This window comes from Rathayibacter sp. PhB186 (assembly GCF_003751825.1).
GTDB lineage: Bacteria > Actinomycetota > Actinomycetes > Actinomycetales > Microbacteriaceae > Rathayibacter > Rathayibacter festucae.
This window is the reverse complement of the sequence record NZ_RJKO01000005.1, coordinates 104,258-126,383: the sequence shown is the minus strand read 5'-3', so window position 1 is coordinate 126,383 and position 22,126 is coordinate 104,258. Positions and strand designations below refer to the sequence as shown.

The following is a 22,126-nucleotide window of genomic DNA, read 5'->3' as shown; positions in this document are numbered from 1 at the left end:
TTCAGGTGCTGACGGTGGTGGATCTCGATACGCCCGCTCCGCGGGCTACTCGATCAGCATGGGCAAGGCCGCTCGGCGGGCTGGTCGATCAGGATGGGCAAGGCCGCTCGGCGGGCTGGTCGATCAGCATGGGCAGGGCCGCTCGGCGGACTGGTCGATCACTATGGGCGGGCCCGCTGCGCGGGCTCCTCGGTCCGCATGCGCGGGCCCGGTCCGCTGGCTGCTCGATCGGCAGGGTTCGCTGCGCGATCGGCGGCCGAGGGCGCGTCGGTCAGGCCGGGACGGGCTCGCGCGGGACGCGGGGCTTCGCGGCCGAGGTGAGGAGCGAGGCGAGGGCGACCAGCACCAGGACGACGGCCATCGCGCCGCGGAGGCCGAAGTGCTCGCCGAGGAAGCCGAGCAGGGGCGGGCCGACGAGGAAGGCGATGTAGCCGGCGGTCGCGACCGCGGCGACGGCGGAGGTCGGGTCCTCGCTCTCGCCCGCGGCGGAGAGGGTGACCGGGAAGCCGAGGGCCGCGCCCAGGCCCCAGAGGACGACGGCTGCGCCGGCCACGACGGCGTTGTCGGCGAAGACGACGATGCCGATCCCGACCGCCGAGACGAGGGTGCTCGCCAGCAGCACGGTCGCCTTGCCGAAGCGGGCCAGCAGGGGGGTGCCGAGGAAGCGGCCGACGGTCATCGCCGCGGCGAAGGCGGTGAACACCACGGTGCCGACGGTGGCGGAGACGCCGTGGCCGTCGACCATGAGCAGCGGCAGCCAGTCGGTCGCCGAGCCCTCGGCCAGCGCCAGGGCGAGCACGATCAGGCCGAGCATCAGCACGCGCGGCTGCTGCCAGACCGGCGTCGAGCGGACCTTCTCGCGGGGAGCGCCGGCGACGGCGCGCTCGACCCGACCGGTCTCGACCGGGATGGAGCGGATGACGGTGAGCAGCAGCGCGAGCGCGACGACCGCGACTCCGACGAGCTGCCAGACCACGGGGAAGTCGATCGCCGTCAGGCCGATGCCCGCGACCGCGCCGGTGACGGTGCCGAGACTGTAGAAGCCGTGCAGCGCCGGCAGGACCGAGCGGCCCGTGAGCGTCTCGAGCGCGGCGCCCTCCACGTTGAGCGCGATCTCGGAGATGCCGATCCCGAAGCCGACGAGGGCGAGGCCCGCCGCGACGCCGAACGGGGTGGAGAGCTCGGCGAAGAGGCCGGTCAGCGCGATGCCGGTGACGAAGGAGGCGCCGCCGATCACGACGGTGAAGCGCACCCCCTGCCGGCGGACGACGGCGGCGGAGGACAGGACTCCGCTCATCGAGCCGACCGAGAGGCCCAGCAGGACGAGGCCCATCTCCGCGGTCGAGGCCGCGAGCAGGTCGCGGACCGCCGGGGTCCGCACGACCCAGGAGGCCATCCCGATGCCGAAGACGAGCATGAAGGCCGAGATGGCCAGGCGGCGCTTCGCGGCGGAGACGGGGCGGGACGGCATGACTACGACGGTATCGCCCGGGGGTGGACGGCAGGCGCCGCAGGACGATCGGGGCGCCCGTCAACCTCCTCCGCCGGCACGCGGGCCGCGGCTAGCGTCGAGGAGGGCCGGTGCCGCGGAACGACGGCGCCCCGCCCGCTCGACGACCCCGGAGGACCCCATGCCCGACCAGTACACCTTCACCAACCCCGCCACGCAGTACCCGAACGTCACGCCGCCGGTGCAGCAGCAGCCCGAGCCCGGCCTCCAGTCGCGGATGACCCCGGTCCCGGACCTCGGTGAGGACAGCTACCGCGGCACCGGCCGCCTCACCGGGCGGCGCGCGCTGATCACGGGCGCCGACTCCGGCATCGGCGCGGCGGTCGCGATCGCCTTCGCCCGCGAGGGCGCGGACATCGCGCTCGCCTACCTCCCTGACGAGGAGGAGGACGCGCAGCACGTCGTCGAGCTGATCCGCGCGGCCGGACGCACCGCCGTGACGATCCCGGGCGACCTGACCGACGCGCAGTACTGCCGCGACCTGGTCGCGAAGGCCGTCGAGGGGCTCGGCGGCCTCGACACGGTCGTCAACGTGGCCGGCAAGCAGGTCTGGCAGGACGACGTGCTCGAGCTCAGCGACGAGCAGTTCGAGACGATGTTCGCGATCAACGTCTTCGCGCCGTTCCGCATCATCAAGGCGGCGCTCCCGCACCTCCCCGCGGGCTCGACGATCATCAACACGGCCTCCGCGGAGGCGCACACGCCCGCGCCCGACCGCCTCGACTACGCGATGACCAAGGGCGCGATCAACAACCTGTCCAAGGGGCTCGCCCAGCAGCTCGCGTCGAAGGGCATCCGGGTGAACGTCGTCGCACCGGGACCGACCTGGTCGGTGCTGCAGGTGACCGCGGGCGTCGACCCGGAGAGCCTGCCCGAGTTCGGCTCGAGCGAGGCGCCGATGGGCCGCGCGGCGCAGCCGGCCGAGCAGGCGCCGGCCTACGTCTTCCTCGCGTCGGCGGAGTCGAGCTACGTGGTCGGCGAGACGCTGAACGTCAACGGCGGGATGGTCTCGCCGTAGCCGGTGCCGCCGGGGCAGCGCCCGCCCTCTACGGTAGGGAGCATGAGGACGAGGCGCCGGCTCCTGCCCGTGGTCGCGGGCGCGCTGCTCGTCGTGATCGGGATCGTCGTGGCGGCGACCACTCCGCGCGAGGTGTCGTTCGGCTGGTTCGCGTACGCCCCGCTCTCGGAGACGATGTTCTCGCCCGGGACGATGGTCGTCACTCCGGGCCTGGCGACCGCCGCCGCGCTGATCGTGCTCGGGCTGCTCGTGCTGGCGTTCTGCGCGGGCTGGCTTCTCGCCCGACGGCGACTGCGTACCGCGAGTGGAGCATCGAGACAGGGCTCCTGACGCCTCGGTCCGCGCGCCTGCGCTGTGACGCGGTGACGACGCGGCGCGAGTCGGCGACGGACCTCGGGCTGGCGAAACGCAGTCCGGCTCGCTGAATCGGGAGGATTCCACGAGCCGAAGGTGATTCCGCGAGCCGGAGCTGGGCATCGGCGGTGGCGCTCGTGACGTTCGGCACGTGGATCCGGGTCCGGCTCGTGGGATCGGCCGGTTCTCACGAGCCGAGGCTGTTCCTGCGAGCCGAGGCCGATGCGGGTGGACCTCCGGCACGTGGAACGAGGCTCGGCTCGCCGGATCGAGTCGATTCCACGAGCCGGAGCTGACTCCACGAGCCGGAGCAGATCCCACGAGCCGGAGCAGATCCCACGAGCCGCCGCTGAGCAGGAACATCTCACGCGAACGGACCCGAACCGGGCCCTGTGCCCGGAGCGGAGCCCGATTACCGTCCACTCGCTCGCGGCTCCGACTGCGAGTGGACGGGAAACGGGCCCCGCGTGGGTGTCAGGGCCCGTTCCGCGTCCGGTCGCGGAGCCGCCCCCGGGAACCGGCCCGCCGCTAGGGTGAGCGCACCCGCCGCCGCTGCGATCCCCGCGCGACCGGGACACCGAGAGGCGGCCGCCGTGGTCCCCGACATCAACCCGTGGGCGGTCGGACTCGCCACCCTGTCGACGATGCTCGTCGGCTCGATCTGGTACACCCCGAAGGTCTTCGGCACGCTCTGGATGCGCCTGGCCGGCATCAGCCGGGAGCAGATGAGCAGCCGCAGCGCGGTCGTCCCGATCCTCGTCACCGTCGTGGTCAGCCTCGTCACCGCGCTCGTCCTGGCCGGCTGCGTCGACATCGCGCACGCCTTCTACGGCGGCAGCTGGTTCGCGAACTCGCTGATCACCGGGCTGTTCCTCTTCGCCGGCTTCACCGCCGCGCGGATGATCACCCACGACGCCTTCGAGGGCCGCCCGGCCAAGCTGACGATCCTGAACATCACGCACGAGCTCGTCACGATCCTCGTGATGGCCGTGATCATCGGCCTGCTGCCGGCCTGACGCCGGCCCCGCCCCGGCGCCCCGGTCAGCCCTCCGGCAGCTCCGCGAACGTGCGCTTGGCGCCGTTGTACCAGCCCATCGACTGCACGGGGTGGCGCCAGCGGTTCTTCATCTCGTTGCGCGCCTCGTCGTGCGTCGCATCGCCGGCCTTCACCGCGTCGCGCAGGTGCCGGTCCTGCAGGGTGATGACGACGTCGGCCGTGTCGCCGCGGTGCTCGAGATCGCAGGGTCCGCCGAGCTGGCGGCAGGTCATGGTCTTCATCGGGTGCTCCTTCTGTCGGGCCCCGGGTGGGCCTCTCTCCTGGTCGACGGCCGGGCGGCCGCCGATGTGACACGACACGCCGGGGCGAGGTCAGCCCGCGTCGACCACGGCGCCCTCGCGCCGGCGGATCGACGCCAGCACGGCCGGATCCGCCCGGAAGACGACGGCGGTGACCCGCCCGTCCTCGACCGTGAAGTCGAACGCGACCTGCGGGGCACCCCGGTGGAACCAGGCGGCGCCCGGCCGTCCGTCGACGACCGCGGCGAGCGCCGCGTGAGCGCTGCCGTCGAAGAAGGCGGCCACGGCCTCACGGCCGTCGATCCGCTCGGGGGTCCCCGCGGCGAGCGCGTCCGCATCCGCGCGGATGCTCGCCCCTGGCGCCAGCAGCAGCAGCAGGCGCGCGAGGTCGCCGCCGCGCGCCGCCGCCATGAAGGCGTCGACCACCTGCCAGTCGGCGACCGGCCCGTCCGCGGGTCCGGCCGTGGTCTTGGCGCGCGCCCGCGAGGCGAGCTTGCGGGCCGAGACCGCGCTGCGCCCGAGGATCTCGCCGATGGTCGCGAAGTCGACGCCGAAGCTGTCCGCCAGCACGAACGCGACGCGCTCGTTGGGCGTCAGGGTCTCGACGACGACGTGCAGGGCCTGGCCGACGGCCTCGGCGCGCTCGAGGCCGGCACTCCCCGTGCCCACGCCTTCCACGCCCGTGCCGGTCTCGACGAGCTCGGCGGGCTCCGGGATGCGCGCGCGCAGCCGGTCGAGGCAGAGCCGGGTCGTGACCGTCGTCAGCCAGGCCGGCAGGTTGTCGATCGCGGCCGTCGTGCCGTGCAGTCGCAGCCACGCCGACTGCACCGCGTCCTCGGCCTCGTGGTGGTCGTCGAGCAGCCGCGAGGCGAGCCGGGTGAGCCGGCCGCGCTCCGCCTCGAAGGCGACGGCCTGCTCATCGTCGGAGCCGGACACGTGTCCTCCTGACCGGACCTGCGGCGGGGACAGCGCGACAGGGACGCCCCCAGTGTCGCGGCCGACCGCCGATCCGACAAGAGCGGCGCCTGCATCACTCGAGGAGCGGTGAGGCGTTGCATCCCGACGTGAGAACCCCGGCCGTCACACGTCGGTGCGCTGCGCCGGGGGCTGAGGCACACACGGTACCCCTGCCTCCGGTGCGGCCCGCGGCCCGCGTCAGCGGTCGGCGCGCGCGTCCTCCGGAGCCTCCGACCGCACCTCGGCGGCCGGTGCCGCGAGGCTCTCGCGGTGCAGGCGCTCCGCCTCCTCGCCGCCGACGGCCTCGCCGCGGGCGACCATGCCGGACTGGTCCGACAGCGGGATCTGCTTGAGCAGCAGCGCGAGGACGAAGGCGATCGCGATGAAGGGCAGCAGGTACCAGAACACCGGCGCCAGCGACTCCGCATAGGCGCGGACGACGCCGTCGCGGACCTCGTCCGGCAGGGCGTTCAGCGCCTGCGGGTCGAGGGTCGCGGTGGCCGCGCCGACGTCGGCGACGCCCGCGTCCGTGAAGACGCCGGTCAGCTTCTCGGCGAGGGAGTTGGTGAAGATCGTGCCGAACACGGCCACGCCGAGCGAGGCGCCCACCTCGCGGAAGTAGTTGTTCGTGCTGGTCGCCGTGCCGATCATCTCGGGGGCGACGGCGTTCTGCACGACGAGGACGATGACCTGCATGATCAGGCCGAGCCCCGCGCCGAAGAAGAAGAGGTAGACGCAGATCAGCGGGATCGGGGTCTCGGCGGTCAGCGTCGTCATCGCCGCCATCGCGAGGCCGGTGAGCAGGGCGCCGACGATCGGGAACGCCTTGTAGCGGCCGGTGCGCGAGATCGCGATGCCCGAGTAGATCGACGTGCCCATCAGGCCCGCCATCATCGGCAGCATCAGCAGGCCCGACGCGGCGGCGGAGGTACCGGACGCCATCTGCAGGAAGGTCGGCACGAAGGCGATGGCGGAGAACATGCCGAGGCCGAGCGTGAGGCCGATCGCCGTCGCGTTCACGAAGATCGGGTTGCGGAAGAGGCTGAGCGGGATGATCGGGTCCTCGGCGCGCGACTCCACCCAGATGAAGCCGGCGACCGCGGCGATCAGCCCGGCGCCGAAGGCCCAGGTCTCGAGGGCGCCCCAGCCGTGCGCGGCGTCGCCGCCGAAGTCGGTGAAGAAGATCAGGCAGGTGGTGGCGATCGAGAGCAGCAGCACGCCCGGGACGTCGATCCGCTTGGTCGCGCGCTTGCTCGGCAGTGTCAGCGCGAACCAGGCGATGGCGAAGGCCGCGATGCCGACCGGGATGTTGATGTAGAACGCCCACTGCCAGGTGAGGTGGTCGACGAAGAGGCCGCCGAGCAGCGGGCCGGCGACGGCGGAGAGGCCGAAGACGGCACCGAGCGGGCCCATGTACTTGCCGCGCTCGTTGGCGGGCACGATGTCGGCGATGATCGCCTGCGAGAGGATCATCAGCCCGCCGCCGCCGAGGCCCTGCAGCGCGCGGAAGACGACGAACGACCAGAAGTCGCCGGCCAGCGCGCAGCCGACGGAGGCGAGGGTGAACAGCGCGATGGCGATCAGGAAGAGCGTGCGGCGGCCGAGGACGTCGCCGAACTTGCCGTAGATCGGCATCACGATCGTGGTCGCGAGCAGGTAGGCGGTGGTGATCCAGGCCTGGTGCTCGACGCCGCCGAGCTGGCCGACGATGGTCGGCATCGCGGTCGAGACGATGGTCTGGTCGAGGCTGGAGAGGAGCATGCCGGCGATCAGCGCGGAGAAGATGATCCAGATCCGGCGCTGCGTGAGCAGGAGCGGAGAGGCGGTGGCGGGGGCGGTCATGGTGTCCTCGGGGTCGGGTGGGGCGAGAGGGAGCGGGGGCGGGCCGGTCGGCGCGGCGGGGGCCGGGTCAGCCCAGGAGCAGGCGCGTCACGGCCGCGATGCGGTCCTGCGCGAGGCGCTCGAGCGGCACGGAGCCGTCGGAGTCGAGGTAGGCGCCGACGGCGCTGCGGATCACGGTGCCGGCCGTCTGCACGGCCAGCAGCACGGACGGGTCAGCGGGGTCGAGCCCTTCGCGCCGCGCGACGAGGCCGGCGACGAGCAGGTCGCGCTGGGTGCCGACGTCGAGCAGGGCCTGCAGGAGCTTGGGCTCGCGGTCGGCGACGGCGACGAACTCGCGGACGCTGTCGGCGTTCAGGCCGATCGCGGCGAAGTGCACCGCACCGAGGGCGACGAGCGCCTCGAGCAGCGAGACGCCCGGGCGGCGGGTCAGGAACTCCGCGACGCTGTCGTCGTCGAGGCCCTCCTCGGGCCGGCCGACGATCGCGTACTCCTTGCTCGGGAAGTAGTTGAAGAACGTGCGGCGCGAGATGCCGACCTCCTCGCAGAGCTCCTCGACGGTGAAGCCCGAGAAGCCGTGGCGGATGGTCAGCTCGCGGGCGGTACGGGCCAGGGAGCTCCGCCGCTCGGCCGCGCGCTGGTCGCGCCGGGTCGCGGTCGCATCTGCTTGCATACTGTGCATCATTGCACCATCGGGGTCAGGGTGCAATGCTACGGGTGTCGCGCAGCCGTGACCCCCGTCCGGGTGACTAACGGCCCTCAACGGCGACCGGGGGCGCACCGTTCGATACCGTCATCGCGGAGGCGAGACACCGCCTCCGCACGCAGACTCGGGGGGACGATGTCGCAGCAGACCAGCCAGGACCCGGCGATCGGCGCCGACGCAGCGCTCGGGGCGCCCGACGACCGGGACCGCCGCGCCGCCGTGATCGAGGCGCTGGGCCTGATGGGCTCCGGCCCCGAGGAGCGCTTCGACCGGATCACCCGGATGGCGCAGGAGCTCTTCCAGGTGCCGGTGGCGGAGATCCACATCCTCGACGAGACGACGCTCTTCACGAAGTCGCCGCAGCCCGAGGGGCCGGTGTCCTACCCGCGCGCGGGGACGTTCTGCGACGCGACGCTCGCCCAGCGGAGCACGCTCGTCGTCCCCGACCTCGGCGCCGACGGAGCCTGGGCGCAGCACGTGCACGTCTCCGGACCGCCGCACGTGCAGTTCTACGCCGGCCGCCCGCTCACGGTGGACGACGGCCTGCAGCTCGGGACGCTCTGCCTGCTCGACTTCGTCCCCCGCGCGCTCAGCCCGGAGGAGGAGCTGCTCTTCGAGGAGTTCGGCCAGTGGGTCGAGCGCGAGCTGCGCGACACCGCGGAGTGGGACCGTGCCGCCGACGTGCAGGCCCGCCTCTCCCCGACCGCGTTCCGCCACCCCGCCGGCTACGACCTGGCCGGCGCCTCGCTGCCCAAGTGGCAGATCTGCGGCGACTTCTACACCTGGACCGCGACCGAGGCGGTCGTCGACCTGACCCTCGTCGACGTGATGGGCAAGGGCACCGGCGCCGCGATCCTCGCCGCCGGCATCCGCGCGGCGTTCCGCGCCCGGGCCGGCGGCGCTCCGGACGCGGTGGTCGCCGCGGTCAGCGAGCAGCTGCAGCCGGACTTCTCCGCCACCGAGACCTTCGCGACGCTCTTCCACGGCCGGCTCGACACCGCGACCGGCCGGGTCGACTTCGTGGACGCGGGCCACGGGCTCACCGTCCTGCTCCGCGCCGACGGGACCTTCCACCGCCTCGCCGCGCTCGGCCTCCCCCTCGGCATCGCGGAGGACGGCGGCTGGGTCACCCAGACCGTCGATCTGGCCGTCGGCGACTCACTGGTCTCCTTCACCGACGGGGTGCTCGACCTCTTCGACGGGACCCTGCAGTCGCTCGTCCTCGCGGCCGACCTCGTCCGCACCTCCGAGGGCGCCATCGGCTTCCTCACCGCCCTGACCGCGCTCGCCGGCTCCGGCCGCGCGCTCGACGACATCACCGCGCTCCTCGTGACGCGGACCCACGACACCCCGCGCCCCGCCGCGGACACCGACCAGGAGCAGGCATGACCTTCAGCACCGAGACGATCGCTCCCGGCGTCGCCGTGATCACGGCGGCGGGCCGGCTCAATCTCGCCGCGGCGCGGGATCTGCGGACGGAGGTGCGCAGCGCTCTCGACGAGGGCAGCAGCCGCATCGTCGTGGAGCTGAGCGAGGTCACCTTCATGGACTCGTCCGGGCTCGGCGCGCTCGTCGCCTGCCTGAAGAGCGCCCGCCAGGCGGGGGGCGACCTCCGGATCGCCGCCCCGAGCGAGCAGGTCACCATGGTGCTCGAGCTCTCCAACCTCGACCGCGTGCTCGTCGGCTACGCCTCGGCCGGCGACGCGTACCGTGACTGAGCGCACCCTCGCCTTCCGGACGCCGCCCGACGACATCGAGCTCGTGCACGACCTGCTCGACTCGCTCTTCGGCGAGCGCGCCGACGTCGGTGCCCGCGACCGGATGGAGTTCGAGACGGCGCTCGTCGAGCTCGTCTCGAACGTGATCCAGCACGCCGTCTCGACCACCGCGGTCCTCTGCCGCCTCGTCGTCTCCGTCGACGACGAGGCGCTCCGGGCCGAGCTGGTCGACACCGCCGACCCGCCCGGCGTCGACACCGGACCGCGGGAGATGCCGGACGCGTTCGCCGAGTCGGGTCGCGGGATCGCCCTCATCCAGGCACTGGTGACCGCCTTCGACTACGAGCGCACGGCGAGCCGCAACCTCTGGTCGATCCGCAAGGACCGCGCCCTGCAGGCCTGACGCGCGGGGTCGCTCGCGCTCAGCCGATCGTGTGCGCCGTGATGACCGCCGCGGCGCGCGCGAGGTCCTCGACGACCTCCTCCTCGCCCAGGCGCGGGGATGCCCGCAGCACCTCGACGCTGACCGCGCCGTAGCGCTCGTCGACCGCTGCGAGCAGCGCGGTGCCGGAGTCGGTCAGCCGGAGCAGGACGCTGCGCCGGTCCTGCGGGTTCGAGACGCGGTCGAGGTGGCCGGCCTTGGCCAGCCGGTCGAGCAGCGCGGTCACCGCTCCGGTCGTCAGCGACAGCTCGAGTCCCAGCCACTTGGGCGTCAGCCCGGGCGACTCGGCGAGCGCCTCCAGCGCGCTCAGCTCCGAGATCCCGATCCCGGCGTCGAGGGCGACCGCGGCGCGCAGGTGGCGCTGCGCCGTCTCGAGCTGCCGCAGCGCCTGCCGGAGGGCCGCGCCGGCGGGCTGCTCGCCGCTGTCGGCGGGGGGTGTGTTCTCGGGATCCATGCGGCCTTCTCGGGTGTCGGAGCGGGGGTGGGAGCGGGGGTGGGAGCGGGTATCGGAGCGGCGATGTCGCCGCTGAGCTAGCTGTCCCCACAACAGGGGGTAATGGAACGATTGCAAAGTATCTTTGCCATCAAGTAACTTACTCGACAAGCCAGAAAACACCCCACAGCGAACTGCACGGCAGTTCACCTTCTACCCGATCAGGAGTCCTGTCATGTCGAACCACACCGCAAAGCGCAAGCGCGTCCGCTTCGCCCCCCTCGTCCTCGCCACCAGCGTCGCCGCCGCCGCGCTGCTGTCGGTCTCGATGTCCGGAACCCTCTCCGGCTTCGTCGCCAGCATCACCAACACCAACAACACCGCCGCCTCCGGCTCGCTCGTCATGGAGGAGAAGTCGACCGGCACCACGCCCGTCACCTGCCTCAGCACCGACGGCGGCTCGGTCAGCACCAACACCGCGACCTGCTCGACCATCAACAAGTTCGGCGGCTCGACCACCATGGTCCCCGGCCAGACCGTCAGCACCGCGATCACCATCAAGAACGCCGGCACCGTCTCGGCCAACACCTTCACGCTGACCCCGGGCGCCACCTGCGCCCAGTCGGTCAACACCGCCGCCGGCTCCTCGGGCACCGCGACCGACTTCTGCTCCAAGCTGAACGTCGTCATCACCTCCGGCAGCACCACCGTCTACAGCGGCACCGCCGCCGCGCTCGCCGGCACCGCCGCCAAGTCGCTCTCCGCCGCCCCCGTCACCGCCGGCACCAGCACCCCCTTCACCATCGCCGTCACGCTCGACTCCTCGGCCGGCAACACCTACCAGGGCCTGTCCGCCTCGCTCCCCCTCACCTGGACCTTCGCCAGCTGATCGAGCCTCCCCGGCTCACGCCGAGCGAGGAACCCTCGATCGTCACCTGATCAGCTCATGCTGATCGAGTAGCCCGCAGAGCGGGCGTATCGAGATCCACCACCGAAGACCGCTTCCCCCGAAGCACCGCCCCACCCCGAGAAACGCCCCCGCAACACCCGACACCCGCACCCCGGGGGCCGCCGCCCAGGCGGCCCCCACCCCGCCGAGGAGGTGGACCCGTGACCACGCTGCAGACCCGCCCCGCCCCCGCGCTCCCCGGATCCACCGCCGTCCCCACCGGCACCGCCTCCCCCCTCACCCCCGCCACCACCGTCTCCACCCCCGAGCCCCGCTCCCCCCGCTCCCGCCTGCGCACCGTCGCGACCTGGACCGTCACCGCCCTCGTCGCCGCCCTGGTCGTCGCCGCCTTCCTCTTCCACGCCTCCGGCGGACGCTGGTTCATCGTCCAGACGCCGTCGATGGGCACCGCCGCTCCCGTCGGCACCCTGGTCCTCACCGCCCCGACGCCCCTCGAGGACATCCGGGTCGGCGACGTCGTCAGCTTCCACCCCACCACCACCCCCGACGAGACCTACACGCACCGCGTGGTCGACCTCGCCGACGACGGCACCCTGGTCACCCGCGGCGACATCAACGGCGCGACCGACCCGTGGGCGACCGGCGCCGAGCAGCTGATCGGCAAGGTCGTCGTCGCGCTCCCCGGCGCCGGCTGGCTCGCGAAGGGCCTGCCGATGCTCCTCGCCGGCACCGTCCTCGTCCTGCTGCTCACCCGCCTGCTCTCCTCCCCCACCCACCGCGCCGCGATGCGGGTGCTGGGGATCTCGCTCGTCGCCTCCTTCACGGTCTTCGTGCTCCGCCCGTTCGTCGGCATCGTCGTCCTCGAGGCGACCGTGGAGAACGGGCAGACGGACGCCTCGCTCGTCTCGGTCGGCATGCTGCCGATCCGCGTGACGGCCGTCGGCGGCACCCACGCCGACCTCGTCTCCGGCCAGGTCGGCAGCATCCAGGTGCCGGCCAACGGCGAGGACTTCTACAACGTGTCCTCGGCGCTGCACCTGCCGCTCTGGGGCTGGATCCTCTTCGGCGCGGTCTGCGCCACCCCCGTGCTCTGGACGATGCTGGTCGGACTCCCCTCCGAGGCCGAGCCGCGCGGCGAGCACGGCCGCCGGGCCCGCGCCGCCGAGACCGCCGAGACCGCCGAGACCGCCGAGACCGAGTCGGCCACCCGATGAGCCGCCACCGCCGCACCCGCTCCGGCCTCCTGGCCCGCCTCCGCTCCGCGGCGCCGCGGACCCCGCGCACCACCCTCGCCGCGCTGCTCGTCGCCGCCCTCTCGGCCGTGCTGTTCCTCGCCCCCGCCACCTCCGGCGCCTACGTCGCCTCCATCCGCAACTCGAACAACACCGTCGGCAGCGCGGCGGCCTTCTTCACCTGCGACTCGGCGCTCGCCGCCGACAGGGGCGACGCACTGTTCTCCTACACGCTCGCGCAGGCCACCGGAGCGACGACCGCCGTCGACACCGACTCCGGCGCCTACCCCGGCACCTACCGTCCGGCGATGACCAGCTCCGCGACCACCCCGAAGGCCTGCCCGCGCGACGCCGGCGGCTCCTGGCTGCTGAACGGGACGAACGGCTACCTCAGCACGCCGCTGCAGCTGGCCAACCCGACCACCTTCAGCACGGAGATCTGGTTCAAGACCACCGTCGCGGGCGGCAAGCTCTTCAGCTTCAACAGCAGCCGCGACACCGCCGGCAGCCAGTACGACCGGCACACCTACATCGGCGCGGACGGCCGCCTCGTCTTCGGCATCTACAACAACGGCGTCCAGTCGATCACCAGCCCGAACCCGGTCAACGACGGAGCCTGGCACCACGTCGTCTCCACCCTCTCGCCGACCGCCGGGACGAGCCTCTGGCTCGACGGCGTGAAGGTCGCCGGCAACACCGCCTTCCGCAGCGCGGAGAACACCACCGGCTACTGGAAGATCGGCTACGACACCCTCGGCGGCTCCTGGACGAACGTCGGCCCCGCCTCCTTCTCCGGCAGCCTGCGCTACGCCGCCGTCTACTCGACCGCGCTCACCGCGACCCAGATCCAGAACCACTACAACGCCGGCCGCTGAGTCCCTGCTCTGCACCCGCACCGCTCCGCCCTGCTCCGCCTCGCCCGCTCCCCTCCGCACCCGAACGGATCCCGCCATGACCAGCACCCCCGCGCCCGGACTCTCCCGCCGCTCGCTCACCACCACCGCCCTCTGGACCGTCCCCGTCGTCGCCGTCGCCACGGGCGCGCCCCTCGCCGCCGCGTCGACCACCCCCTGCACGAGCGTCACGCAGTTCGCCGCGACGAACGCGAGCGGCAACCCCGCCGTCCTCGGCGCGACCTCCGCGTCCGGCCGCACCTCGACGATCCGCATCACCTCGACCCTCGCCGCCGGCACGACCGACCTCTCCGGCGGCACGCGCTACAACATGAGCCAGAACGGCTCCGGCTGGGCCGGGAACGCTCCCGGCGGCGTCCCCTCCGAGTACTCCTTCGCCGGCTTCGGTCCGGCGGGAGCGCTCGTGCTCAATCAGCGTCGCGAGGGCGACCTCGCCGTCCTGCCCACCCCCGGATCCGACGCGCAGACCCTGACCTTCGAGTTCCGCGACGCCGACGGCGCGCTCTTCGACCCGGTCGACTTCCAGCTGACGATCTTCGACATCACCTCGAACACCGACGCCAACTCGTGGGTGCCGACCTACTGGGACGCCGTCGGCTTCAGCACCGAGCCGACCTCGATCGCCACGTCCGGCTCGCACCCCGGCGCCGGCGCCGGCACCCTCGCCGACCCCTTCCGCCGCGCGACCGGGAACGAGTACACGACGGACGGCGTCACCCGCTCCGACACCTTCCGCTTCGGCGTCTTCCCCTCGGGCAGCACCCTCACCTACACCCAGCACGACGGCCGCCAGGGCTGGCACTTCGTGTCGCTCACCGACCTCCGCTTCGGCGCCGACGACTGCTGACTCGCTGCCAGGATGAGGGCATGCGCGCTCTCGTCCTCGACTCCGTCCGCGGCGAGCCGGAGGTCCGCGACGTCCCGACGCCGGTCGCCCCGGCCGACGGCGTCGTCGTGCGGGTGCTGGCCACCGGGCTGTGCCGGAGCGACTGGCACGCCTGGGCCGGGCACGACGACATCGCGTTCCCGCACGTCCCGGGGCACGAGCTCGCCGGCGTGATCGCCGAGGTCGGGCCCGAGGTCCGGAACTGGGCGGTCGGCGACCGGGTGACCGTGCCGTTCGTCTGCGGCTGCGGCCGCTGCGAGTGGTGCCTGCAGGGCGACGCCCAGGTCTGCCCGGACCAGGAGCAGCCCGGCTTCACCCATTGGGGCTCGTTCGCCGAGCTCGTCGCGCTGCACGCGGCCGACACCAATCTCGTCGCGATCCCGGAGGGCGTCGACTTCGCGACCGCCGCGAGCCTCGGCTGCCGCTTCGCCACGGCCTACCGCGCGCTCGTCGGGCGGGCCCGGGTGCAGCCCGGCGAGTGGGTGACGGTGATCGGAGCGGGCGGCGTCGGCCTCAGCGCCGTCATGGTCGCGCACGCGCTCGGCGCCCGCGTCATCGCCGTGGACCGGAACGCCGCGGCCCTCGAGGTCGCCGCGAGTGTCGGAGCCGAGCACGTCCTCCTCGCCGACGGCCGCGATCTGCCGGCCGCCGTGCACGCGCTCACCGGCGGCGGGAGTCACGTCGCCGTCGACGCCGTCGGCAGCGAGCAGACCTGCGCCGACGCCCTCCTCAGCCTGCGCCGCCGCGGCCGGCACGTGCAGATCGGCCTGCTGCCGCCGGTCGAGGGCCACCCGCGCGTGCCGATGGCGCGCGTGATCGCCTGGGAGCTCGACGTCCTCGGCAGCCACGGGATGGCGGCGCGCGACTACCCGGGGATGCTCCGGCTGATCGAGCAGGGCGTCCTCGCCCCGCAGCGCCTGATCGAGCGCACCATCGGACTCGAGGAGGCGGCCGAGCTGCTCCCCGTCTTCGACCGCTCGAACCCCGCGGGCATGACGATCATCGACCCCACTGGTCGCCGGTAATCGCTTTCCGATACGCTGGCCGGATCATGCAGCGCAGACGAGACGACCGCAGCCGCCCGCTCTCCGGAGTCCGACCGTGATCCCGCGGATCGGGCTCGTCGGCATCGGCGGCTACGGCGCCTCGCACCTCGGCGCCGTCCTCACGGCGCACCGCGACGGCCGCGTCCGGCTCGTCGGCGTCGCCGACCCCCGACCGCCGGTCGAGGGGCTGCTCCCCGACGGCGTCGCGCACCACCCCGACGCGACCGGCCTCTTCGCCGCCGGCGGCACCGACGTCGTCATCATCAGCACCCCGATCCACACCCACGCGGCGATCGCCCTCGCGGCGATGGACCACGGCAACGACGTCCTGCTGGAGAAGCCGCCCGCCGCCTCGCTCGCCGAGTTCACCGCCATCACGGAGCGCGCCGCGGCGACCGGCTCGCTCGTGCAGGTCGGCTTCCAGAGCCTCGGCTCCTCCGCGATCCCGGCGATCCGCGCAGCCCTGGCCGACGGTGAGATCGGCGACGTCGTGCGCTACGGCGCCTCGGGAGTCTGGGTCCGCGACGACCGCTACTGGTCGCGCTCCCCCTGGGCCGGCCGCCGCATGCTCGACGGCGCGGTCGTCGCCGACGGCGTCCTGACCAACCCCTTCTCGCACGCGACCGCCACCGCCCTCGCGATCGCCGGCGCCGACCGGCTCGAGGACGTCGTCGACGTGCGGCTGGACCTGCGCCGCGCGAACGACATCGAGGCGGACGACACCTCGGTCGCCGTGCTGACCCTGGCCGACGGCCTGCGGGTCACGACCGCGGTCACCCTCTGCGCCGCGCGGCCGGAGGAGCCCTCCGTCGAGATCGTCGGCACCCGCGGGACGCTGCGGTTCTACTACACGCTCGACGTGGTGCAGCTCGTGCGCGAGGGCCTGCCGCCGCGCACGCTGCAGTACGACCGGATCACGCCGTTCGAGGGGCTGCTCGCCGCCCGAGAGCTGGGCACGCCGCTGCACGCCGGGATCGAGCGCACCGGCGGCTTCCTCCGCCTTCTCGAGGCGGTGATGGCGGCTCCGTCGCCGCGCGCGCTGCCCGCGGACGCCTGGCGCGAGGTGCAGGACGTCGAGGGGCGCCACCGCGTGGTCGACGGCGTCGAGCACGCACTGCAGGAGGCGCTGCGCCGCGAGACGACGTTCGACGCGCTGGATCTGCCGTGGAGCTGAGCGCGTCGCTCCTCTAGAGGGCTCCTCGAGAAGAAGGAGCCCGGTCCGCCGCTCACCCTCCAGCGACGGCGGACCGGGAGTTCAGGGGTGCGCCTCTCAGAGGTGCGGCGACACCGTCTCGGCGAAGGCCGCGACGACGCGCTCCGCCACCTCGGGGTACGCCGTGTCCCAGACCTCCTGGTGGAAGATCTCGACCTCGACGTCGCCGGCGTAGCCCGCCTCGACGACCGCGCGGGTGAGCGATTCGAAGTCGATGACGCCCTCGCCCGGGTAGCGGCGGGCGAGCAGCACGTCGGCCGGCAGCGGGGTCGCCCAGTCGCAGACCTGGTAGCTCGCGATCCGGCCCTCCGCTCCGGCGCGGGCGATCTGCGCGAGCACCTGCGGGTCCCACCAGATGTGGAAGGTGTCGACGACCACGCCGACCGCGGCCGCGTCGAACGGCGCGGCGAGGTCGAGGGCCTGGCCGAGCGTCGAGACGACGGCGCGGTCGGAGGCGTACATCGGGTGCAGCGGCTCGATCGCGAGCTGCACTTTCGCCGCCGCGGCGTCGTCGGCCAGCTCTGCCAGCGCGTCCTGCACGCGGGCCCGGGCGCCGACCACATCGCGCGAGCCGGCCGGCAGACCGCCGGCGACGAGCACGAGCGCGGGGGCGCCGAGCGCGGCGGTCTCCTCGATCGCGCGGCGGTTCTCGTCGATCGCCGCGCGCCGCTCCGGCCCCTCGGGCGCGGTGAAGAAGCCGCCGCGGCAGAGCGAGGAGACGCGCAGACCGGAGTCGGCGACGAGGCGCACGGCCTCCGCCAGCCCGACCTCGGCGACCGGCTCGCGCCAGAGGCCGATCGCGGACATCCCTGCCGCGGCCGTGGTGTCGAGCGCCTCGGCGAGCGACGCGTGCTTGATCGTGGCCTGATTCAGCGACAGGCGCGGGTCGGCGCTCATGCGGGCACCGCCTCGACCAGGTGCAGCCCCTCGACGGAGCGGGTCACGTCGATCCCGTTCAGCGCGAGCAGCCCGGTCCAGCGGTCGGCCGCGAGCTCCGGCCGCTCCAGCGCGCCGGACGCGTTCGCGAGCCGGACGATCTCGGACAGGTGCGGCAGCGAGCGCGCGGAGTGCAGCCCGCCCACCATCGAGAAGGCCGGCTGGTGGCCGTTCAGCCAGGAGAGGAACGCGACGCCGGTCTTGTAGTACTGCGTCGGCGCGGCGAAGACCTGGCGCGAGAGCGCCTCGGTCGGGCCCAGCACGCGGCGGTACTCGGCGGTGTCGCCCGCGTCCAGCGCCTGGATCGCAGCGGAGGCGCTCGGCGCCAGCGCGGCGAAGGCGCCGAGCAGCGCGTCCGACCAGCGCGGCGTGCCGTCGGCGTCGGGGGCGCCCTCGATCAGGCCGACGTAGTTGAAGTCGTCGCCGGTGAAGAGGGTCGCGCCCTCGGGCAGCCGCGAGCGCAGCGCGATCTCGGCGTCCGCGTCCAGCAGCGACATCTTGATGCCGCGCACCGAGTCGAGGTTGTCCTCGATGATCCGCTGCACGACCGGGAAGGCGTCGACCGGGTCGGCCGCGCCGAAGTAGCCCTCGAGCACGCCGTCGAAGGCGGTGCCGAGCCAGTGCAGGACGACCGGCTTCGTGGCGCGGGCGAGCACGGCGGCGTAGACGCGCTCGTAGTCGGCGGCGGTCTCCGCGGCGCGGGCGAGGTGACGGCTGGCCATCAGCACGACCTCCGCCCCCGCGTCCTCGGCGAAGGCGAGCTGCTCGACGTAGGCGTCGATGACGGTGTCCAGCGGGACCACGTCGTCGGTGAGCTGGTCGGTGTTGATCCCGACCACGAGCGCCCCGCCGACCGACGCGGCCTCGGCGGCGCTGCGGCGGATCAGCTCCTGGGTCGCAGTCCAGTCCAGGCCCATGTTGCGCTGCGCGGTGTCCATCGCGTCGGCGACGCCCAGGCCCCAGGACCAGACGTGGTGGCGGAAGCCGAGCGTCGCGTCCCAGTCGATCTGGGCCGGGTGGCCGGGCCGGTTCTCGCCGTGCACCAGCGGCACGACGTGCGCGGCCGCGTAGGCGGTGCGCGAGCGCAGCGGCGCGGCGGGCCTCGCGTGCGCGGGCGCCGGGAGCAGCTCGATCGAGCGGGTCGCGCCGTCGGCGCCGAGGAGGGTCAGCCCGCTCACTGGACGGCGCCCGCCTGCACGAGCACCTCGGCGTCGGCGGCGGCGTCGAGCGCGGCGACGTCGATCCGGCGGCCCTCGCGCGAGGACTCCAGGCCCAGCTCGGCGAGCCGCACGCCACGCGCACCGGCGAAGAAGTCGTACTCGTGCGGAGCGTCCTCGACCACGTGGCGGATGAACTGCTCCCACTGGGTCTTGAAGCCGTTCTCGAACACGTCGTTGACGGGCAGCTCCTGCCAGTCCTCGGCGTAGTCGTGCGTCTCGGGCAGGTCCGGGTTCCAGGTGGGCTTGGGGGTCGCGACGCGCGGCTGGATCTTGGCGCCGAACAGGCCGACCACGGCCGAGCCGAGCGTGCCGTCGACCTGGAACTCGACGAGCTCCTTGCGGTCGACCCGCACGGCCCAGGAGGAGTTGAGCTGCGCGGTGATGCCGCCGGCGAGATCGAAGATCGCGTAGGCCGCGTCGTCGGCCGTCGCCGTGTAGGGCGCGCCGTTCTCGTCGACCCGGGTCTCGATGTGGGTGGTCGCCTTGGCGTAGACGCCCTCGATCGGTCCGAAGAGGTTCTCGAGCACGTAGTTCCAGTGCGGGAACATGTCGACGATGATGCCGCCGCCGTCCTCGCTGCGGTAGTTCCAGCTCGGGCGCTGCGCGGCCTGCCAGTCGCCCTCGAACACCCAGTAGCCGAACTCGCCGCGGACGCTGAGGATGCGGCCGAAGAAGCCGGAGTCGATCAGGCGCTTGAGCTTCTGGAGGCCCGGCAGGTAGAGCTTGTCGTGCACGACGCCGTTCTTGATGCCGGCCTCCTTGGCCAGCTCGGCGATCTCGAGCGCCTCGGCGTACGACTCCGCGGTGGGCTTCTCGGTGTAGATGTGCTTGCCGGCGGCGATCGCCTTCTTGATCGCGGGGACGCGCGCCTTCGTCACGAGGAAGTCGGCGTAGACCTGCCACTTCGGGTCGGCGAGCGCGGCGTCGAGGTCGGTAGTCCAGTTCGTCAGGCCGTGCTTGCCGGCGAGCTCGGCGAGCTTCGCCTCGGAGCGGCCGACCAGCAGCGGCTCGACCTGCACGCGGGTGCCGTCGGAGAGCAGCACGCCGCCCTGCTCGCGGATCGCCAGGATCGAGCGGACGAGGTGCTGGCGGTAGCCCATCCGGCCGGAGGCGCCGTTCAGGATGATCCCGAGGGTGGGGGTGGTCGGCTCTGACACGGTGCGCCTTTCGAGGAGTGGGAAGCGTTTTCCTGATGCTAGCCGCGGACCGGTCCCGTGGGCAAGCGCTTTCCCATCCAGCGGAGGAACGGTGGTGAGCGGGTCTCGATACGCGCTGCGCGCTACTCGACCAGCAAGTGCGGACCCGCGCCGACGCGCTTGCACGTGTTCCATGCTGATCGAGTAGCCCGCGCAGCGGGCGTATCGAGATCCACCACCGTCAGAACAGGCGTCTGCAGACCTGCCCTTCGGGGGACGGCGGGTCTCGATACGCCCCTGCAGGGCTACTCGACCAGCACGGCGCGCGCTACGCGGGCGGCGCGGCTCGCGGCGGGGTGCTCGCGCGCAGGACGACGCGCGTGGGCAGCTCGACCGAGGCCCCGTCGGCCTCGTCGCCGAGGGCCGCGGCGACGGCGCGCTCGCCGAGCGCGGCCAGCGGCACGGCGACCGTGGTCAGCCCCGGGTGCACGTCCTCCGCGATGGGCGCGTCGTCGAAGCCCGCGACGCCCATGCCCGTGCCGGGCTCGACTCCGGCCGCGCGCATCGCGGAGGCGACGCCGACCGCCATCAGGTCGGTCACCGCGAAGACCAGGTCGATGTCGGTGGAGCGCCCGGCCAGCAGCGCGGCCGCCGCGTCGAACGCGCCGTCCCGGGTGAGCGGCGCCTCGACGATCAGATCCGGATCGACGCTCACCCCCGCCGCGGACAGCCCCTCGAGGAACCCCGCGACCCGGTCGGACGACGTCAGCACCGCCTCCGGACCGCGCACGATCGCGCAGCGCCGGTAGCCGGCCTCGGCGAGCGCCGCCGCGAGCGCACGCGCTCCGGCGCGGTTGTCCACCTGCACCGAGGGGAACGGCAGCCCGCCCTGGCTGATCATGGCGACCCGCCCGCCGGACGCCTCGTAGGCCTGCAGCTCGGCGATCAGCGCGTCGCGGTGCCGGTCGGCGGCGAAGCGGCTGCCGGCCAGGACGATCGCCCGCGGCCGGCCGCCGCGCAGCGAGCGGACAAGGCCGAGCTCCTTGTCCGGGTCGCGGTCGGTGACGGCGATCCGCACGTCCAGCCGCGACGCGTCGGCCGCGCCGATCACGCCGGAGGCGATGCCCGAGAAGTAGGGGTCGGTGATGTCGCTGACGAGCAGCGCGATCGTCGAGGTGGTCCCGCGCGCGACGGCCTGCGCCGCCGGATTCGCGGAGTAGCCCAGCTCGGCCGCGGCCGCCTCGACCCGCTCGCGGTACTCGCCCTGCACCTTGCGCGCGCTGCCGTTGAGCACCCGCGAGGCGGTGGCCAGGGACACCCCCGCCGCCCGGGCGACGTCGTGCAGCGTCGCGGCGGCGGTCGTTCGTCGTGCTGCCACGGTGCTCCTCGGGGTCCGGCGGCGGCTTCCCGCGCGCTCGCCAGTGTACGGAGGAGCCGGGACGCGGAGGAGGCGGGTGTCCGCGGAAGGGCGCTTCGCTCAGCCCGCGTCGAGCGGCGACACCCCGGTCAGCTCGACGGCGCGGTCCCAGAGCCGGCGCGCGGCGGCCCGGTCGCGGGCGGCGCGGTTCGGGTTCACCTGGCGCGGCGCCCCGCGGACCTCACCGAGGCCGCCCGGTCCGTAGTAGGCGCCGGAGCGCGCGTCGGGCGAGGTCGCCGCGAGCAGCGTCGGCAGGGCGCCGTCGTCACCGCTCTGCCCGACCGTGCGCATCAGCGCGCCCATGATCGCGCCCTGCCCGTCGCCGGTGTGCGTGTGCAGCTCGGTGACCGACATGCCGGGGTGCGCGGCCATCGAGCCGACGCTCGAGCCGGCCCGGCGGAGGCGCCGGTGCAGCTCGAACGCGAAGACCAGGTCGGCCAGCTTGGACTGTCCGTAGGCCGGCCACGGGCTGTAGCGGCGGCGCTCCCAGTTCAGGTCGTCGAAGTCGAGCGTGCCGAAGCGGTGGGCGAGGCTCGAGAGCGACACCACGCGGTCGGCGATCCGCGGCAGCAGCAGCCCGGTCAGCGCGAACGGCCCGAGGAAGTTCGTGCCGAACTGCAGCTCGAAGCCGTCCGCGGTGCGCCCCTCCGGGACCGCCATGATGCCGGCGTTGTTGACCAGCACGTCGATCGGCCCGGTCGCCTCGGCGAACTCGCGCACCGAGGAGAGGTCGGCGAGGTCGAGGCGCCGGACGACGACGTCGCCGCCCATCCGCTCCGCCGCCCGCTCGCCCTTCTCGACGGTCCGGCAGGCCAGCACGACGCGGGCGCCGCGCTGGGCGAGCGCTCGCGCGGTCGCCTCCCCCAGTCCGCTGTTCGCGCCGGTGACGACGAACGTCCTGCCGGTCTGGTCGGGGATGTCTGCGGCGCTCCAGGAGGTCATC

The 22,126-nt window shown here is 73.4% G+C and carries 23 protein-coding genes; 12 read left to right on the top strand and 11 right to left on the bottom strand.

All coding sequences use genetic code 11. The features are described from left to right. Positions 1-271: 271 nt before the first annotated feature. A complete protein-coding gene (locus EDF45_RS13895) occupies positions 272-1,471 on the bottom strand; it encodes an MFS transporter (RefSeq protein ID WP_123736658.1) in 1,200 nt (399 codons plus the stop codon). A gap of 160 nt (positions 1,472-1,631) precedes the next feature. On the opposite strand from EDF45_RS13895, the gene EDF45_RS13890 reads away from it, so the two are divergent. The 3 genes from EDF45_RS13890 to EDF45_RS13880 all read left to right on the top strand — a co-directional run bounded on the left by EDF45_RS13890 (position 1,632) and on the right by EDF45_RS13880 (position 3,898). Further along, the gene (locus tag EDF45_RS13890; RefSeq protein WP_123736657.1) at positions 1,632-2,528 is read left to right on the top strand and encodes an SDR family oxidoreductase; all 897 of its coding nucleotides are present in this window, start codon (positions 1,632-1,634) and stop codon (positions 2,526-2,528) included. A 42-nt stretch (positions 2,529-2,570) separates the two neighbouring features. Next, entirely contained in the window at positions 2,571-2,858 is a 288-nt protein-coding gene (locus EDF45_RS13885; RefSeq protein ID WP_148060289.1) for a hypothetical protein, read from the top strand. A 617-nt stretch (positions 2,859-3,475) separates the two neighbouring features. Further along, positions 3,476-3,898: a DUF1761 domain-containing protein gene (locus tag EDF45_RS13880; protein ID WP_123736655.1), complete on the top strand. Its 423-nt coding sequence runs from the start codon at positions 3,476-3,478 to the stop codon at positions 3,896-3,898. 25 nt (positions 3,899-3,923) lie between these two features. Here the strand turns inward: EDF45_RS13880 and EDF45_RS13875 are convergent, their stop codons facing one another. The 4 genes from EDF45_RS13875 to EDF45_RS13860 form a co-directional block, all read right to left on the bottom strand. Beyond that, positions 3,924-4,160, bottom strand: a complete 237-nt coding sequence (locus EDF45_RS13875) for a hypothetical protein (RefSeq protein WP_123736654.1) — start codon at positions 4,158-4,160, stop codon at positions 3,924-3,926. Positions 4,161-4,250: 90 nt separating this feature from the next. Next, positions 4,251-5,114 carry a sigma factor gene (locus tag EDF45_RS13870; protein ID WP_123736653.1) on the bottom strand — a complete coding sequence of 288 codons (864 nt, stop codon included), beginning with the start codon at positions 5,112-5,114 and terminating at the stop codon, positions 4,251-4,253. A gap of 219 nt (positions 5,115-5,333) precedes the next feature. Further along, positions 5,334-6,977, bottom strand: a complete 1,644-nt coding sequence (locus tag EDF45_RS13865; RefSeq protein ID WP_123736652.1) for an MDR family MFS transporter — start codon at positions 6,975-6,977, stop codon at positions 5,334-5,336. Positions 6,978-7,044: 67 nt separating this feature from the next. Then, complete coding sequence (locus EDF45_RS13860) at positions 7,045-7,647, bottom strand: TetR/AcrR family transcriptional regulator (RefSeq protein WP_185020190.1); 603 nt, start codon at positions 7,645-7,647, stop codon at positions 7,045-7,047. Between the two features lie 168 nt (positions 7,648-7,815). Here EDF45_RS13860 and EDF45_RS13855 point away from each other — a divergent pair, with 168 nt between their 5' ends. Genes EDF45_RS13855 through EDF45_RS13845 form a run of 3 tightly spaced genes read left to right on the top strand, consistent with a single transcriptional unit; the run spans position 7,816 to position 9,801 of the window. Further along, positions 7,816-9,069: a PP2C family protein-serine/threonine phosphatase gene (locus EDF45_RS13855; RefSeq protein WP_123736650.1), complete on the top strand. Its 1,254-nt coding sequence runs from the start codon at positions 7,816-7,818 to the stop codon at positions 9,067-9,069. Further along, positions 9,066-9,398: an STAS domain-containing protein gene (locus EDF45_RS13850; RefSeq protein ID WP_123446750.1), complete on the top strand. Its 333-nt coding sequence runs from the start codon at positions 9,066-9,068 to the stop codon at positions 9,396-9,398. The genes EDF45_RS13855 and EDF45_RS13850 overlap by 4 nt, the downstream gene beginning before the upstream one ends. Beyond that, on the top strand, positions 9,391-9,801 hold the full coding sequence (locus EDF45_RS13845; protein WP_123736649.1) for an ATP-binding protein: 411 nt from the start codon (positions 9,391-9,393) through the stop codon (positions 9,799-9,801). The genes EDF45_RS13850 and EDF45_RS13845 overlap by 8 nt, the downstream gene beginning before the upstream one ends. Before the next feature lie 19 nt (positions 9,802-9,820). Here the strand turns inward: EDF45_RS13845 and EDF45_RS13840 are convergent, their stop codons facing one another. Beyond that, a complete protein-coding gene (locus EDF45_RS13840; RefSeq protein ID WP_123736648.1) occupies positions 9,821-10,294 on the bottom strand; it encodes a MarR family winged helix-turn-helix transcriptional regulator in 474 nt (157 codons plus the stop codon). A gap of 214 nt (positions 10,295-10,508) precedes the next feature. Here EDF45_RS13840 and EDF45_RS13835 point away from each other — a divergent pair, with 214 nt between their 5' ends. The 6 genes from EDF45_RS13835 (at position 10,509) to EDF45_RS13810 (ending at position 16,435) form a co-directional block, all read left to right on the top strand. Then, positions 10,509-11,162, top strand: a complete 654-nt coding sequence (locus EDF45_RS13835; RefSeq protein WP_123736647.1) for a hypothetical protein — start codon at positions 10,509-10,511, stop codon at positions 11,160-11,162. Positions 11,163-11,383: 221 nt separating this feature from the next. After that, positions 11,384-12,397: a signal peptidase I gene (locus EDF45_RS21305; protein ID WP_185020189.1), complete on the top strand. Its 1,014-nt coding sequence runs from the start codon at positions 11,384-11,386 to the stop codon at positions 12,395-12,397. Continuing rightward, positions 12,394-13,290 carry a LamG domain-containing protein gene (locus EDF45_RS13825; protein ID WP_123736646.1) on the top strand — a complete coding sequence of 299 codons (897 nt, stop codon included), beginning with the start codon at positions 12,394-12,396 and terminating at the stop codon, positions 13,288-13,290. Before EDF45_RS21305 ends, EDF45_RS13825 begins: the two co-directional genes overlap by 4 nt. A gap of 76 nt (positions 13,291-13,366) precedes the next feature. Further along, the gene (locus EDF45_RS13820; protein WP_123736645.1) at positions 13,367-14,176 is read left to right on the top strand and encodes a hypothetical protein; all 810 of its coding nucleotides are present in this window, start codon (positions 13,367-13,369) and stop codon (positions 14,174-14,176) included. Between the two features lie 20 nt (positions 14,177-14,196). Beyond that, a complete protein-coding gene (locus EDF45_RS13815) occupies positions 14,197-15,240 on the top strand; it encodes a zinc-dependent alcohol dehydrogenase family protein (protein ID WP_123736644.1) in 1,044 nt (347 codons plus the stop codon). A 76-nt stretch (positions 15,241-15,316) separates the two neighbouring features. Further along, positions 15,317-16,435: a Gfo/Idh/MocA family protein gene (locus EDF45_RS13810; protein WP_123736643.1), complete on the top strand. Its 1,119-nt coding sequence runs from the start codon at positions 15,317-15,319 to the stop codon at positions 16,433-16,435. Positions 16,436-16,531: 96 nt separating this feature from the next. Here EDF45_RS13810 and EDF45_RS13805 read toward each other — a convergent pair whose 3' ends face one another. The 5 genes from EDF45_RS13805 to EDF45_RS13785 all read right to left on the bottom strand — a co-directional run bounded on the left by EDF45_RS13805 (position 16,532) and on the right by EDF45_RS13785 (position 22,125). Beyond that, positions 16,532-17,371: a sugar phosphate isomerase/epimerase gene (locus EDF45_RS13805; protein ID WP_123736642.1), complete on the bottom strand. Its 840-nt coding sequence runs from the start codon at positions 17,369-17,371 to the stop codon at positions 16,532-16,534. Further along, a complete protein-coding gene (locus EDF45_RS13800; protein WP_123736641.1) occupies positions 17,368-18,588 on the bottom strand; it encodes a DUF993 family protein in 1,221 nt (406 codons plus the stop codon). The genes EDF45_RS13805 and EDF45_RS13800 overlap by 4 nt, the downstream gene beginning before the upstream one ends. Continuing rightward, the gene (locus EDF45_RS13795) at positions 18,585-19,730 is read right to left on the bottom strand and encodes a Gfo/Idh/MocA family protein (protein WP_123447046.1); all 1,146 of its coding nucleotides are present in this window, start codon (positions 19,728-19,730) and stop codon (positions 18,585-18,587) included. The genes EDF45_RS13800 and EDF45_RS13795 overlap by 4 nt, the downstream gene beginning before the upstream one ends. A gap of 364 nt (positions 19,731-20,094) precedes the next feature. Continuing rightward, a complete protein-coding gene (locus tag EDF45_RS13790; protein WP_123736640.1) occupies positions 20,095-21,144 on the bottom strand; it encodes a LacI family DNA-binding transcriptional regulator in 1,050 nt (349 codons plus the stop codon). A gap of 99 nt (positions 21,145-21,243) precedes the next feature. Beyond that, positions 21,244-22,125, bottom strand: a complete 882-nt coding sequence (locus tag EDF45_RS13785) for an oxidoreductase (protein WP_123736639.1) — start codon at positions 22,123-22,125, stop codon at positions 21,244-21,246. Between the last annotated feature and the right edge of the window lies 1 nt (position 22,126).

Coding starts and splice junctions, on each gene's coding strand:
- EDF45_RS13895 (WP_123736658.1), bottom strand. CDS start 1,471: ATGCCGTCCCGCCCCGTCTCCGCCGCGAAGCGCCGCCTGGCCATCTCG.
- EDF45_RS13890 (WP_123736657.1), top strand. CDS start 1,632: ATGCCCGACCAGTACACCTTCACCAACCCCGCCACGCAGTACCCGAAC.
- EDF45_RS13885 (WP_148060289.1), top strand. CDS start 2,571: ATGAGGACGAGGCGCCGGCTCCTGCCCGTGGTCGCGGGCGCGCTGCTC.
- EDF45_RS13875 (WP_123736654.1), bottom strand. CDS start 4,160: ATGAAGACCATGACCTGCCGCCAGCTCGGCGGACCCTGCGATCTCGAG.
- EDF45_RS13865 (WP_123736652.1), bottom strand. CDS start 6,977: ATGACCGCCCCCGCCACCGCCTCTCCGCTCCTGCTCACGCAGCGCCGG.
- EDF45_RS13860 (WP_185020190.1), bottom strand. CDS start 7,647: ATGCAAGCAGATGCGACCGCGACCCGGCGCGACCAGCGCGCGGCCGAG.
- EDF45_RS13855 (WP_123736650.1), top strand. CDS start 7,816: ATGTCGCAGCAGACCAGCCAGGACCCGGCGATCGGCGCCGACGCAGCG.
- EDF45_RS13850 (WP_123446750.1), top strand. CDS start 9,066: ATGACCTTCAGCACCGAGACGATCGCTCCCGGCGTCGCCGTGATCACG.
- EDF45_RS13840 (WP_123736648.1), bottom strand. CDS start 10,294: ATGGATCCCGAGAACACACCCCCCGCCGACAGCGGCGAGCAGCCCGCC.
- EDF45_RS13835 (WP_123736647.1), top strand. CDS start 10,509: ATGTCGAACCACACCGCAAAGCGCAAGCGCGTCCGCTTCGCCCCCCTC.
- EDF45_RS13825 (WP_123736646.1), top strand. CDS start 12,394: ATGAGCCGCCACCGCCGCACCCGCTCCGGCCTCCTGGCCCGCCTCCGC.
- EDF45_RS13820 (WP_123736645.1), top strand. CDS start 13,367: ATGACCAGCACCCCCGCGCCCGGACTCTCCCGCCGCTCGCTCACCACC.
- EDF45_RS13815 (WP_123736644.1), top strand. CDS start 14,197: ATGCGCGCTCTCGTCCTCGACTCCGTCCGCGGCGAGCCGGAGGTCCGC.
- EDF45_RS13805 (WP_123736642.1), bottom strand. CDS start 17,371: ATGAGCGCCGACCCGCGCCTGTCGCTGAATCAGGCCACGATCAAGCAC.
- EDF45_RS13795 (WP_123447046.1), bottom strand. CDS start 19,730: ATGGGCTACCGCCAGCACCTCGTCCGCTCGATCCTGGCGATCCGCGAG.
- EDF45_RS13785 (WP_123736639.1), bottom strand. CDS start 22,125: ATGACCTCCTGGAGCGCCGCAGACATCCCCGACCAGACCGGCAGGACG.